17 protein-coding genes and 1 tRNA gene are annotated in these 12,261 nt (G+C 69.2%); 9 read left to right on the plus strand and 9 right to left on the minus strand.

Annotated features, from left to right (window positions below; translation table 11 throughout):
- Nucleotides 1-735, minus strand: a complete 735-nt coding sequence (locus tag FHD67_RS14565; RefSeq protein WP_046000067.1) for an SseB family protein — start codon at nt 733-735, stop codon at nt 1-3.
- A 100-nt stretch (nt 736-835) separates the two neighbouring features.
- On the opposite strand from FHD67_RS14565, the gene FHD67_RS14570 reads away from it, so the two are divergent.
- Nucleotides 836-1,846: a serine hydrolase domain-containing protein gene (locus FHD67_RS14570; protein ID WP_139599117.1), complete on the plus strand. Its 1,011-nt coding sequence runs from the start codon at nt 836-838 to the stop codon at nt 1,844-1,846.
- A gap of 23 nt (nt 1,847-1,869) precedes the next feature.
- Here the strand turns inward: FHD67_RS14570 and FHD67_RS14575 are convergent, their stop codons facing one another.
- Nucleotides 1,870-2,319, minus strand: a complete 450-nt coding sequence (locus FHD67_RS14575; RefSeq protein ID WP_139599118.1) for an outer membrane protein assembly factor BamE — start codon at nt 2,317-2,319, stop codon at nt 1,870-1,872.
- Between the two features lie 122 nt (nt 2,320-2,441).
- Here FHD67_RS14575 and FHD67_RS14580 point away from each other — a divergent pair, with 122 nt between their 5' ends.
- From FHD67_RS14580 to FHD67_RS14595, 4 genes are all read left to right on the plus strand, one after another.
- On the plus strand, nt 2,442-2,978 hold the full coding sequence (locus tag FHD67_RS14580) for a YceD family protein (protein ID WP_139599119.1): 537 nt from the start codon (nt 2,442-2,444) through the stop codon (nt 2,976-2,978).
- Between the two features lie 241 nt (nt 2,979-3,219).
- A complete protein-coding gene (rpmF, locus tag FHD67_RS14585) occupies nt 3,220-3,426 on the plus strand; it encodes a 50S ribosomal protein L32 (protein ID WP_042251337.1) in 207 nt (68 codons plus the stop codon).
- Nucleotides 3,427-3,445: 19 nt separating this feature from the next.
- Nucleotides 3,446-4,552 (plus strand): phosphate acyltransferase PlsX, encoded by a 1,107-nt coding sequence (plsX, locus tag FHD67_RS14590; protein WP_127897917.1) that lies wholly within the window; start codon nt 3,446-3,448, stop codon nt 4,550-4,552.
- Nucleotides 4,549-5,523 (plus strand): beta-ketoacyl-ACP synthase III, encoded by a 975-nt coding sequence (locus FHD67_RS14595; protein WP_045982723.1) that lies wholly within the window; start codon nt 4,549-4,551, stop codon nt 5,521-5,523. The genes plsX and FHD67_RS14595 overlap by 4 nt, the downstream gene beginning before the upstream one ends.
- Before the next feature lies 1 nt (nt 5,524).
- Here the strand turns inward: FHD67_RS14595 and FHD67_RS14600 are convergent, their stop codons facing one another.
- Entirely contained in the window at nt 5,525-5,800 is a 276-nt protein-coding gene (locus tag FHD67_RS14600; RefSeq protein ID WP_139599120.1) for a DksA/TraR family C4-type zinc finger protein, read from the minus strand.
- Nucleotides 5,801-5,985: 185 nt separating this feature from the next.
- Here FHD67_RS14600 and ihfA point away from each other — a divergent pair, with 185 nt between their 5' ends.
- The 4 genes from ihfA (at nt 5,986) to FHD67_RS14620 (ending at nt 8,083) form a co-directional block, all read left to right on the plus strand.
- Nucleotides 5,986-6,288: an integration host factor subunit alpha gene (gene ihfA, locus FHD67_RS14605; protein ID WP_042251331.1), complete on the plus strand. Its 303-nt coding sequence runs from the start codon at nt 5,986-5,988 to the stop codon at nt 6,286-6,288.
- A 15-nt stretch (nt 6,289-6,303) separates the two neighbouring features.
- A complete protein-coding gene (locus FHD67_RS14610; RefSeq protein WP_139599121.1) occupies nt 6,304-6,783 on the plus strand; it encodes a MerR family transcriptional regulator in 480 nt (159 codons plus the stop codon).
- A gap of 79 nt (nt 6,784-6,862) precedes the next feature.
- Nucleotides 6,863-6,940, plus strand: a tRNA-Pro gene (locus FHD67_RS14615).
- 72 nt (nt 6,941-7,012) lie between these two features.
- Nucleotides 7,013-8,083 carry a 2'-deoxycytidine 5'-triphosphate deaminase gene (locus FHD67_RS14620; protein ID WP_139599122.1) on the plus strand — a complete coding sequence of 357 codons (1,071 nt, stop codon included), beginning with the start codon at nt 7,013-7,015 and terminating at the stop codon, nt 8,081-8,083.
- Here FHD67_RS14620 and FHD67_RS14625 read toward each other — a convergent pair.
- The 6 genes from FHD67_RS14625 to FHD67_RS14650 form a co-directional block, all read right to left on the minus strand.
- The gene (locus FHD67_RS14625; protein ID WP_139599123.1) at nt 8,080-9,198 is read right to left on the minus strand and encodes a THUMP domain-containing class I SAM-dependent RNA methyltransferase; all 1,119 of its coding nucleotides are present in this window, start codon (nt 9,196-9,198) and stop codon (nt 8,080-8,082) included. The two genes, FHD67_RS14620 and FHD67_RS14625, sit on opposite strands and share 4 nt — an antisense overlap.
- A 38-nt stretch (nt 9,199-9,236) precedes the next feature.
- On the minus strand, nt 9,237-9,455 hold the full coding sequence (locus tag FHD67_RS14630) for a hypothetical protein (protein ID WP_139599124.1): 219 nt from the start codon (nt 9,453-9,455) through the stop codon (nt 9,237-9,239).
- 3 nt (nt 9,456-9,458) lie between these two features.
- Nucleotides 9,459-10,097: an SMC-Scp complex subunit ScpB gene (gene scpB, locus FHD67_RS14635; RefSeq protein ID WP_139599125.1), complete on the minus strand. Its 639-nt coding sequence runs from the start codon at nt 10,095-10,097 to the stop codon at nt 9,459-9,461.
- Nucleotides 10,081-10,887: a segregation and condensation protein A gene (locus FHD67_RS14640; protein ID WP_139599126.1), complete on the minus strand. Its 807-nt coding sequence runs from the start codon at nt 10,885-10,887 to the stop codon at nt 10,081-10,083. The genes scpB and FHD67_RS14640 overlap by 17 nt, the downstream gene beginning before the upstream one ends.
- 49 nt (nt 10,888-10,936) lie before the next feature.
- Entirely contained in the window at nt 10,937-11,914 is a 978-nt protein-coding gene (locus tag FHD67_RS14645; RefSeq protein WP_139599127.1) for a glycoside hydrolase family 3 N-terminal domain-containing protein, read from the minus strand.
- Nucleotides 11,915-11,918: 4 nt separating this feature from the next.
- The coding region (locus FHD67_RS14650; protein WP_139599128.1) for an SPOR domain-containing protein at nt 11,919-12,261 on the minus strand (343 nt) is incomplete at its 5' end.

Consider the following 12,261-nt stretch of genomic DNA (forward strand, 5'->3'; position numbering starts at 1 on the left):
TCAGCGCAGGATCGGGGGGCCTTTCGGGCGCGGTGCCGGTTCCTCGGGCGCGGGGGGCGTCAGGTCGAACAGCAGTGCACCGGCCGGGGGCGGCGCGTCCGAAAAGCTGATGTCGACGCCGCCGGGCTGGGCGGGAAGGAACGCCAGCGCCTCGGCCAGGGCCTTGGCGATGGCCGGCTGGCGATCGACGGGCGCGCCGGTGATGACCAGGAGATGCCCGGCACCGTCCCCCGACGCGCCGACCAGCGCCGCGCCTGCGACCAGTCCGCGCAGGTCGGCCAGCCGTTCGGCCAGCGGATCCGCCAAGGCCTGCGCCACCTGCGGGTCGGGCGCGGTCAGGCGCAGCCGGGCCTGGCCCTCCTGAGGGGCGGCGTCCAGCGCACCGGTCAGCCAATCCAGCATGCCGCTGTCCAGCAGCATCTCGGACGGGTGGCCGGGATTGACCAGCAACCCCGCTCCGTCCGCGTTCAGCAGTCCCGCCAGCACCCGACCGGGCAGCGCCGCGTAAGCCACGGGATGGCCGAAGAAATCCGCCAGCCGATCCTCGGCATCGCAGGCCAGAGCGACGCGCGCCCCGTCCAGATCGAAGATCTGCAACTCGACCTGGTCATGCACCGGCTCGCGCAGCAGGGCCACGGTCAGCTCGGTATCCGCCAGCCGCGACAGCATCCGCGCCCGCTGCGGCGCATCCGCGTCGTGGAACGGGACGGGGGCAAGATCATCCAGCGCGCTCATGGTCGGGCCTTTCCGAATTGGCTGGCCAAGCGGTAAAGCCCGCGCCGTGCCCACGCAAGCGTGATTGCCCATGCCCGGCCCCCCGCCCCATATTGTGCGCATGAAAAGACGCGCCCTGATCCTTACCGCCGCCGCCCTGCCCCTGCTGGCAGCCCCCCGCATCGCCCGCGCCAGCCTGGCCCCCCTGCTGTCGCAAGCCGGATCGATGCCGCCCCTGCGCGCCATCGCCCTGTGGCAGGACGACGGCGGACAGGGGGTGGAACTGGCGGCCCAAGGCTATCACGGCTTTACGCCGGACAGCCCGACGAACATCAAGTCGGCGTCGAAATCGGTGGTGTCGGCGCTGGCGGGCATCGCCATCGGCCGCGGCCTGCTGGAGAGCGCGGATCAGCCCATCGCACCGCTGCTGCGCAGCGACCTGCCCGCATCGGCCGACCCGCGGCTGGCGCGCGTTACCCTGGGCAACCTGCTGTCGATGCAGGCCGGGCTGGAACGCCAGTCGGGACAGAATTACGGCCGATGGGTCAGCAGCCCGAACTGGGTGCGCAGCGCGCTGGCCGCGCCCTTCGTCCAGGATCCCGGCACGCGGATGCAGTATTCGACCGCATCCACGCATCTGGTCGCGGCGATCCTGACCCGCGTCACCGGCCGCCCGCTGCTGGACGTCGCACGCGACTGGCTGTCGCCCATTCCCGGATTTCGCATCACCGGATGGGACCGCGATCCGCAGGGCATCTATCTGGGCGGCAACCAGATGGCGATGAGCACCCGGTCGCTGCTGGCCTTCGGTGCGACATACGCGCGGGACGGTCGGGCCGGCGGGCGACAGGTCGTCCCCGCGGCCTGGATCGACGAAAGCTGGCGGCGCCGCACCTCCAGCATCTTCAGCGGCCAGGGATACGGCTATGGCTGGTTCCTGGGGCGGATGGCCGGGCGGGACGTGCGCTATGGCTGGGGCTATGGCGGGCAGATGGTCTATGTGTTCCCCGCGACGCGACGCCAGCCGGCGCTGTCCATCGCGATGACGTCGGACCCGGACCTGCCGTCGGGGCGCACCGGGCATCGCGACGACCTGCACCGTCTGGCGGAGCAGCTGGCCGGCGCGGTCTAGGCGACCGCACGCGGCCCGCGCCGTCAGTCGACGAAATCGCCGGCCTGGAAGTTGCCCAGGTTGCCCAGAAGCTGTCCGATGAACGAGATGTCGGTCACGCTGCCGTCGGTCACGCGGCGCGACAGGCTGACCACGCGGCCGCGTTCCAGGCCAAAGGTCTCGACATTGCTGACCACGCCGGTGGGCGCGAACGAGATGGCGACGACCTTGCGGTCGATCTCGCGCGGGGCGGCTGGGCCGAGGCGGCGCAAGCGCGATCCGACATAGTACCAGCCGGACCCCGTCAGCAGGCCCTGGGCCGACGGGCGACCGATCAGACCGGGCAGTTCCTCCATCGTGGTCTGCCCCGGCACGACCTGCGCCAGTTCCAGATCGGGGGGGACGTATCCGTGGTTCCGTTCGATGGGTGCACAGGCGGCAAGCCCGAGGACAGCCAGAAACGCCAGTGTCATCAGGCTTCTGATGGCGGACATGGGCGGGTTCCCTCCTTGGGGCGGTTGACGCGGCCCGCCCTGCCTAGCAAACTCGGCCACCCTGCTCAAGAATATCAATCCTCGGGGTCACGCGCCCCGCGCCGCATCGACAAAGGTCCGACATGATCACCCCCGAATCGCATCCGCAGCGGCTGCGCGTCGCGCATCTGAACCCGAACGCGCCGACGACCTTTCACCTGCGCCCAGACGAAGGCGTGCGGGAGGCCCTGGCGGCCGAGCTGGGACTGGACGCACTGACGCGCCTGGACTTTCGCGGCACGCTGCGCGCGCATGGCACCGACAGCTGGCTGCTGACGGCGACGCTGGCCGCGCGGGTGACGCAACCCTGCGTCATCACGCTGAAGCCCGTGCGCACCGATATCTCGGAACCGGTCCGCATCCAGTTCTCCCCGCATGTGGCCGCCCCCGAGGGCGACGAGATCGAGATGCCGGACGAGACGCTGGAACCCCTTGGCAACTTCATCGACCTGACCGCGATCATGGTCGAGGCCCTGTCGCTGGCCCTGCCCGCCTATCCGCGGGCCGAGGGGGCAAGCCTGCCGCAGGCCGCGGCGGCCGACGACGATGCCGCCGGCGACACACGGCGTCCCTTTGCCGGGCTGGACAAGCTGCTGGGCGGCAAGGACGACGAATCCTGACCCGGGCTGCGTGGCCATCGGGCCACAGGTGGCCGCGAAATGCGCCCGATCCCGCCGCCGGGGGGCGCAATCGCGGCCCGTTCGCGGCAAAGGGGGGCCATGTGCGGTGCGTTTGCGGCCGTCCCCTGGCCTTCGGGGCTTGCGGGCGCGGTCGTCATGGCGTATCTGCGCGGTTCATTTACGAATTCAAATCTGGTGTGATCGCGTTCTGGCGCCGCACCCTGACAACCGAGGTGGTGACATGGCTGTCCCTCAGAATCGCGTAACCCGGTCCAAGCGCAACATGCGCCGTGCGCATGATGCGCTGGTCGCGGGCAACCCGAACGAATGCTCCAACTGCGGCGAGCTGAAGCGCCCGCATCACGTCTGCCCGTCCTGCGGCCACTACGCCGACCGCGAAGTGATCGCGAAGGCGAACGAGATCGACCTGGACGACGACGCGGCCTGATTCCGGCGCGCCCGTCCTGATGTCCGTCCCCTCCGCGAGCACGCCGACACCGCGCGTCCCCGAATCCGGGGGCAGCGTGGTGATATCGGTTGACGCCATGGGTGGCGACCGCGGCCCCGCCGTCGTCGTCGCAGGCATGGCCGAAAGCGCCGAGAAGAACCCCGAGATCCGCTTCATCGTCCATGGCGACGAGGCAGAGCTTGCGGGCCTGATCGCGCGCCGCAAGGTGCTGGCGGGTCGCTGCGACATCCGCCATGCCGCGGGCGTGGTGACGATGCATGACAAGCCCAGCCAGGTCCTGCGCAAGAGCGAGGGCACGTCGATGTGGTCCACGCTGGAATCGGTCAAGGCCGGAGAGGCGCAGGTCGCCGTGTCCTGCGGGAACACCGGCGCGCTGATGGCGCTGTCGATGCTGCGCCTGCGCAAGCTGCCGGGCGTGAACCGGCCGGCCATCGCCTGCCTGTGGCCGTCGCGCAACCCCCAAGGGTTCAACATCATGCTGGACGTGGGCGCGGACATCCGCGCCGATGCGCATGACCTGCTGCAATATGCCCTGATGGGGGCATCCTATGCGCGCAACGGCCTGGGCCTGCCCATGCCGCGCGTCGGCCTGCTGAACGTGGGCACCGAGGAACACAAGGGCCGCGCCGAACTGAAGCAGGCCCACGAGATGATCGAGCAGGCCGCCGCCGGCAGCTATACCTATGTCGGCTTCGTCGAGGGTGGCGATCTGCCGTCCGACCGCGTGGATGTGATCGTCACCGACGGATTCACCGGCAATGTCGCCTTGAAGACCGGGGAAGGCACGGCCAAGCTGGTCGGCGACTTCCTCAAGGACGCCTTCTCGAATTCGATCATGTCAAAATTTGCGGCCGTCCTGGCCATGAGCTCGCTCAAGCGCCTGCAGAAGCGGATCGACCCGCGCCGCGTGAACGGCGGCATCTTCCTGGGCCTAAACGGCACGGTCGTGAAATCGCACGGCTCCGCCGATGCGACCGGCGTGTCCGCAGCCATCAAGCTGGCCTTCACCCTGGCCAAATCGGGTTTCCAGGACCGCCTGGCCGCCCGTGTGGCCCAAGGTGCCGCGGCATCCGCCAGCGCCACCGATACAGGAGCATCGTCGTGACGCGTCGTTCGGTCATCTGCGGCACCGGGCATTACCTGCCCGAACGCATCGTCGAGAACAGCTGGTTCGAGGACAAGCTGGACACCACCGACGAATGGATCCGCTCTCGCACCGGGATCGAGCGTCGCCACTTCGCGGCCGAGGGCCAGACCACCAGCGACCTGGCCATCCGCGCCGCCAAGGCCGCGCTGGACCGCGCAGGCATGACCGCTGACGACATCGACGGTGTCGTGCTGGCGACCTCGACCCCCGACTTCACCTTTCCGGCCGTCGCGACCATGGTCCAGGCCGGTCTGGGGATGAAGCGCGGCTTTGCCTATGACGTGCAGGCCGTCTGCGCGGGCTTCGTCTTTGCGCTGGCCAATGCGGACGCGATGATTCGCGCGGGCCAGGCCGACCGCATCCTGGTGATCGGGGCCGAGACCTTCTCGCGGATCATGGACTGGACCGACCGCGGCACCTGCGTGCTGTTCGGCGACGGCGCCGGCGCGGTCGTCCTGCAGGCCGAGGACGGTGCGGGCACCAGCGATGACCGAGGCATCCTGGCCAGCGACCTGAACAGCGACGGCACCTATCGCGAGCTTCTGTATGTCGATGGCGGCGTGTCCTCCACCGGAACGGCAGGCCAGCTGCGGATGCAGGGCAACCTCGTCTTCCGCCACGCGGTCGAAAAGCTGGCCAAGACGGCGCATACCGCGCTGGACCGTGCCGGGCTGACGCCTGCCGACGTTGACTGGCTGGTCCCGCACCAGGCGAACATGCGCATCATCACCGCCACCGCGCAGAAGATGCAGCTGCCGCTGGACAAGGTCGTGCTGACCGTGGCCGATCACGGCAACACCTCGGCCGCGTCGATCCCGCTGGCCCTGTCCGTCGCCGATGGCCAGGGTCGGTTCGCGCCGGGCCAGGTTCTGGTGACCGAGGCGATTGGCGGCGGTCTCAGCTGGGGCGCGGTCGTCCTGCGCTGGTAGACTATTTCAACAACGCATCCTTGCTGGCGCGGCGGTTCATCCCGCCCGCGGGCCGTCTTGCGCGATCATGGCCCGACTGACAGCCCACGCACAGCTGCACCCCGGGCTGCGCGGCGCGGCGTGCCTCGGGGATCGGTTCGTCGCATTCCGCGCAGACCCGTGCGCTGTCGCCCACCTGACGGCGCGACGCGGCCAGCCGGGCGCGGGCGATCGCCTCGGCTGTGCTGACATCGATCTGGTCGTTTACCGCGTCGTCGCGGGCCCATCCGCCTGCCATCCTGTCCTCCATCGCTATCCTGTGTCCTCAACAGATGGGAAGCATCGCGCCGGAATCAATCGCCCAGCCCTGTCCAAGGGCGTGCCGGCACATGACAAGTATCGGGCGGGGAACGATTTCCCCGCGGGCCTCGTTGACAGCCATGGGAATTCGAACCATCCTTCCCGCATTCAAGAGGATCAATCATGGGCGACAAGACCTTGACCCGGATGGACTTGGCCGAAGCGGTATTCCGTGACGTCGGCCTGTCCCGTCACGAATCGGCACAGCTGGTCGAAAGCGTGCTGGACCACATCTCGGACGCGCTGGTGCAGGGAGAGCAGGTCAAGATCTCGTCCTTCGGCACCTTTTCGGTGCGCGACAAGAACGAGCGGATCGGCCGCAATCCCAAGACCGGCGAAGAGGTGCCCATCACGCCCCGCCGCGTGCTGTCCTTCCGGCCCTCGCACCTGATGAAGGATCGCGTGGCAGCCGGAAACAAGCGATAGCCCCGGCCCGACCCCATGGCGAAAGGCGCAGAGGCATTCCGGTCGATCGGAGAGGTGGCGGCCCTGATCGGCGTCGCGCCGCATGTCCTGCGCTATTGGGAGACGCAATTCTCGGCGCTGAAGCCGATGAAGCGCCCCGACGGCAGACGCTACTATCGCCCCGCCGATGTCGAGATGGCAGCGGGCATCTGTGCCCTGCTGCGCGACGACGGGCTGACGATTCGCGGAGCGATTCGCCAGATCGCCACCGACCGCGGACAATCCGTCCGCAGGCGGGGCGCACAGCAGCTCTCTCCGCAATCGGACACGGCACCCCCTGCCCCCGCACCCGCGCGCATCGCCCCTGTCAGCCCTCCGTCGCAACCGCCCGTCTGGCTGGCACGCCTCAGCGATATGGCGCGTCATCTGCAGCAGATTTCACCCGCCGATCGACGCTGGCCGCGGGCCAAGCCTGCCGTCATGCGGCTGGCGCAGGCCATGTTGAGCCTGTCCTGATCCCCGCATGCGATTTGTCAAAGTTTTCCGCGCCCAGGCCCTTGTGCTGGCCTGCCGGATCGCTTTATAGCATGCGCGTCGGGCCGTGGCGCAGCCTGGTTAGCGCGTCCGTCTGGGGGGCGGAAGGCCGAGAGTTCGAATCTCTCCGGCCCGACCATTCCGAAAACGCCCATCCTTTTCCAAGGGTGGGCGTTTCCCTTATCCCCCACCCGCATCAGGGGCTTGCGACATGAATGGCGTTCTGCCCGACAGCGATATCCGCGATCTGATCGACCAGGGCGTCATCCGCGCCGATGCCCCCGTTACGTCCGAACAGATCCAGCCCGCCAGCCTTGACCTGCGGCTTGGCCGCACCGCCTATCGCCTGCGTGCCAGCTTTCTGGCGGGGCGCGGGCGGCGCATCGCGGACCGGCTGGCCGATTTCCAGATGCACCAGATGGACCTGTCCGACGGTGCCGTGCTGGAACGCGGCTGCGTCTACCTGATCCCGCTGCAGGAGCGGATCGCCCTGCCTGCGGGCATGTCAGCGGTCGCCAACGCCAAGTCATCGACCGGGCGGCTGGACCTGCTGACACGGTTGGTGACCGATGACGGCACCGAATTCGACCGCCTGCCCGAGGGTTACGACGGACCGCTTTACGCCGAGATCTGCCCGCGCAGCTTTTCGGTGCTGGTGCGGCCCGGCATGCGCCTGAACCAGCTGCGTCTGCGCCGGGGTCAGGCCGTCCTGTCGGACGCCGATCTGACCGCGCTGCATGCGGATCAGCCGCTGGTGGGCGGTGCGCCGGTGCTGATCGATCACGGCTTGGGCTTCTCGGTCGATCTGCGTCCTGCGCAGGGCGATCTGGTCGGCTATCGCGCCCGCCCGCATAGCGGGGTGATCGATCTGGACCGCATCGGCGCCTATCCCGTGGCCGAGTTCTGGGACGAGCTGCGCACGACCGAGGGCCGCCTGATCCTGGACCCCGGCGCCTTCTATATCTTGGTCAGCCGCGAATCGGTGGCGATCCCTGCCGATTACGCGGCCGAGATGGCGCCCTATCTGGCGATGGTCGGGGAATTCCGGGTCCATTACGCGGGCTTCTTCGATCCCGGCTTTGGTATCGGGGATGAGGGGCACGGAGCACGCGGCGTCCTCGAAGTGCGCTGCCACGAGGCGCCCTTCGTGCTGGAACACGGCCAGACCGTCGGCCGCCTGGTCTATGAGCGCATGGGTGCCCGCCCGCAGCGCCTTTACGGCGAGGGGATCCGGTCGAACTACCAGGGTCAGGGCCTGAAGCTGGCCAAGCAGTTTCGCTAAAGCGGCCCGGTCTGCCACAGGCGGACCTTCAGCCCGCCATGGGCCACGATCGGACCCGGTGCCTTCCACGGCAGGGCGGTGGCCTTGGCCAGTCCGGCCTCGGACGTGACCATGCCGATGCGCCACCCCTGGAACCGATCGCGGAGCACCGTGCCCATCTGGCCGTGCAGGCCGAACAGCGGACCCTTGTTGCCGATCCGGGTGCCATAGGGCGGGTTCACGATCACGATGCCCGGCGGGCCGTCGGGGCGCTGCAGGTCGGTCACCTGCCCGGCCTGGAACCGCGTCACCGCGGTCACGCCCGCACGGGCGGCATTCGCCTCGCTCATCCGGATCGCGCCGGGGTCACGGTCGAACCCCAGGAACCGGACAGGCAGGTCACGCGGCGCGGGTGCAACGTTCATCTTGGCGAATGCAGCTGCGTCGTAATTCGCAAATCGTTGGAACGCGAAGCCGCGGCTGCGGCCGGGCAGCAGGCCCAGGGCGATCTCGGCAGCCTCCAGCACGAAGGTGCCTGATCCGCACATCGGGTCCAGCACCGGCTGGCTGCCGTCAAAGCCCATCTCGGCCAGGAACATCGTGGCCATGGTCTCGCGCATGGGGGCCTTGGCGACGGCCTCCTTGTGGCCGCGCTTGTGCAGCGATTCGCCGGTCGTATCCAGGCTGAAGGTCACCAGGTCGTCCTCGATCCGCGCCTTGACGGTGATCGACGGGCCGCGATCCTCCGGCGTGGCCAAGGGGGCGCCCAGCTCCTCGGTTATGGCGCGTTCGATGCGCTGCGTCGCAGCGCCGGCATGATAGATCCGGGAAGCGCGGCAGATGCTCTCGACCCGCACGGGCAGGTCGGGGGGCAGCAGGTCCGCCCAAGGGAACTTGCGGGCGCGCTTGTCCAGCTGGGCCAGGTGCATGGCGCGGAACCCGCCGATACGGGCCAGCACGCGCGTGGCTCCGCGCAGCATCAGGTTCGCGCGCCAGACATCGGTCCAGCCGCCCGTGATGACGACGCCGCCGGGCTGGATCACGCCGGTCCAGCCAAGGACCTTGGCCTCGGCCGCCAGCGGCGCCTCGAGGCCGGGGGTGGCCACCAGAAAGATCTCGAAAGGGGTGTTGTCCATCGCGCAGCCCTAGCGCGCGTCGCGGGGAAAGCCCAGCCTCAGCGACGCGTCAGCCGCGACAGGGTCCGCATCTTGCGCGCCAGGTCCTGCATCTGCGCATCGCTGCGGCGCTTGCCCAACCCCGACTTGCCGAAACCCGTCTTGCCGGACCCGGTCTTGCCACGCGACAGGGTGCCCAGCCCCTTGTTGATGCCCCAGGTCATCGCACGGCGCGCGACAAGGCGGGTGAACATGCTGATCAGCTGGTTGGCGTTCATCGCTTACTCATCCTCGAACAACTCTTCGGGGTCGATATCGGGGTCCGCATCCCCGCCGACAAGGGGCAGGCCCAGACCATCGGCGGGCGGGCGCGATTCCAGCAACCCCGCGGCGCGCAGTTCCGCAAGCCCGGGCAGATCGCGCGCCGATTCCAGGCCGAAATGGTCCAGGAACGCCTCGGTCACGATATAGGTCGCGGGACGGCCGGGCGTCATGCGGCGGCGGCCGACACGCACCCATTCCATCTCGATCAGCTGGTCCAGCGTGCCACGGCTGAGGGCGACGCCGCGCACCTCCTCGATCTCGGTCCGGGTGACCGGCTGATGATAGGCGATGATCGCCAAGGTCTCGATGGCGGCGCGCGACAGGCGGCGGGTGTCCACAGTCTCGGTCTGCATCAGGAATGACAGGTCGGGCGCGGTCCGAAAGGCATAGGCGTCGCCGATGCGTTCCAAGACCACGCCGCGCTCCTGATAGGTCGCGCGCAGCCGGGTCACCGCCGCGGCCGGGTCGCATCCCTGCGGCATCCGCGCGGCCAGATCGCGCAGGCTCATCGGCTGCACGGCCGCGAACAGGATCGCCTCGACCATGCGGGCCTGTTGATCCAGCGCCGGAGAGGTGGGGTCAGCTTTGGTCGTCATGGGACTTTTGCCGGTAATGGATGGGCGCGAAGGTCTGCGCCTGCCGTATCTCCAGCCGGCCCTGGCGCGCAAGCTCCAGCGAGGCGGCAAAGGTCGCGGCGGTGGCGCTGCGCCGCCGCTTTGGGTCGTCCGACCAGCCATCGGGCAGGAACACCGACAGGTCGGTCCACTGGCCGGTGAACCCGATCATCCGCCGCAATCGGTCCAGCGCCTGTTCCATGGTGAAGATGTCATGCCGGTCGAACGCATAGGGGCGGAACTCGTCACGCGTCTTGAGCCGGGCATAGGCGCGCATCAGGTCGATCAGCCCTGCCTGCCATTGGGTGCGGCGGGTGCGCGCGACGGTTTCGGGGGCGCCGCGGGCGAAGCGCGACAGGCCAAGCCGGTCGCGGCCCATCAGCTGCGCCGCCGCCTGCCGCATCGCGGCCAGACGCTCCAGCTGGAAGGCCAGATGGGCGGCCATGTCCTGGGCCGAGGGACCTTCGGCCTCGGGGTCGGGGGGCAGCAGCAGGCGGGATTTCAGGAAGGCCAGCCAGGCGGCCATGACCAGGTAGTCGGCCGCAAGCTCGATCCGCAGGGCGCGGGCCTTCTCGACAAAGGCCAGGTACTGTTCGGCCAGGTCCAGCACCCGGATCTTGAGCAGATCCACCTTTTGCGTGCGCGCCAGCGTCAGCAGCAGGTCCAGCGGCCCCTCATAGCCGTCGACATCGACGATCAGCGCCTCGTCCGCGCGCCGCTGCGCGACATCGGCATCGGCGACGGGCTGAAGATAGGGAACCTGTCTGGCCACAAAGCCTCCTTGGCACGGGCGCAAAGGGTCATGCCCCCGCGCCTGCCTGTCAAGCGCTCAGCACCCGCCACTGATCGGTCAGGGCGGCGATGTCGGTCTGTGCCGGCGTCTGTCTGCGGGCCAAGGCGGCATCGGCGCGGCGCATGGCGTCGCGCGTCATCGGACCGGCGGCCTCGACCACAGGCGCCATCTGGTCGATCGTGCCGTTGCAATGCAGCACCAGATCGCAGCCCGCCGCGATGGATGCGGCCGCGCGTTCGGCCTGCGTCCCCGACAACGCGTTCATCGTGATGTCGTCCGTCATCAGCAGGCCGTCGAATCCGATCCGGTCGCGGATCAGCCCGATCATCCGGCGCGAAGCCGTGGCGGGCCCGTCATCCAGCGCCGGAAAGCGGATATGCGCGGTCATGCCCATCGGCAGATCGTTCAGCGCCCGGAACGGCGCGAAATCGACCGCGTCCAGTTCGGCCTCGGTCGCGTCGACCACGGGCAGGCCGTGATGGCTGTCGACCTGTGCGCGGCCATGGCCGGGCATGTGCTTGACCACCGGCAGAACGCCCGCGGCCAGCAACCCGTCCGCCGCCGCGCGGCCTAGTTCGGCCACGCGGTCAGGGTCGGTGCCCAGGCAGCGGTTGCGCAGGAAGGGATGTGTGCCGTCCTGCGCCACGTCCAACGTGGGGGCGCAGTTCGAATCGATGCCCACGGCCCGCAATTCCTGACCGATCAGGTGATAGTACAGCCACATCGCCTGCGGTCCCGCCCGCGCTTGGTCCAGCGGCGCCGGCCAGTCGGTCCAATGGGGCGCGCGCATGCGCTGCACGCGGCCGCCCTCCTGGTCGATGGTGATCACGCAGTCGCGGCCCACGGCCTCGCGCAGCTGCGCGGTCAGGCGGCGCAGCTGATCGGGCGAGTCGACATTGCGTCCGAACAGGATGAAGCCCCAGGGGTCGGCCTCGCGAAAGAACGCGGCCTCGTCCGGCGTCAGGGACAGACCGCCGACGCCGCCCAGAATGGTTGCGTTCTGCACGGCCTCAGCCGCCAAGCGCCAGGCAGTCGGTCCCCGAGGATTGCAGCGCGGAACAGAACTGCCGCGCCTCGGACAGCGAATCAAAGCCCGCGACCCGCAGCCGCCAGAAGGTGCGGCCGTTCGACTGATGTTCCTGGATGACCGGCGACTTGCCCGAGAACAGGCCGCCATTGCGCCCCGCCAGCCGCTGCCATTCGCCATTGGCGATGGAGTCGCTGTCGAACGCGCCGACCTGCACGACGGGACCGCTGGCGCTGCGCGCTGCGGCGGGTGCCGGGGCCGGCGTGGGTGCTGCCGCGGGACGGTCGGGGGCCGGCGCCGGGGCCTGGGCCAGGGCGGTCTGCGCG

The organism is Paracoccus haeundaensis (genome assembly GCF_006239215.1).
GTDB classification, from domain to species: domain Bacteria; phylum Pseudomonadota; class Alphaproteobacteria; order Rhodobacterales; family Rhodobacteraceae; genus Paracoccus; species Paracoccus marcusii.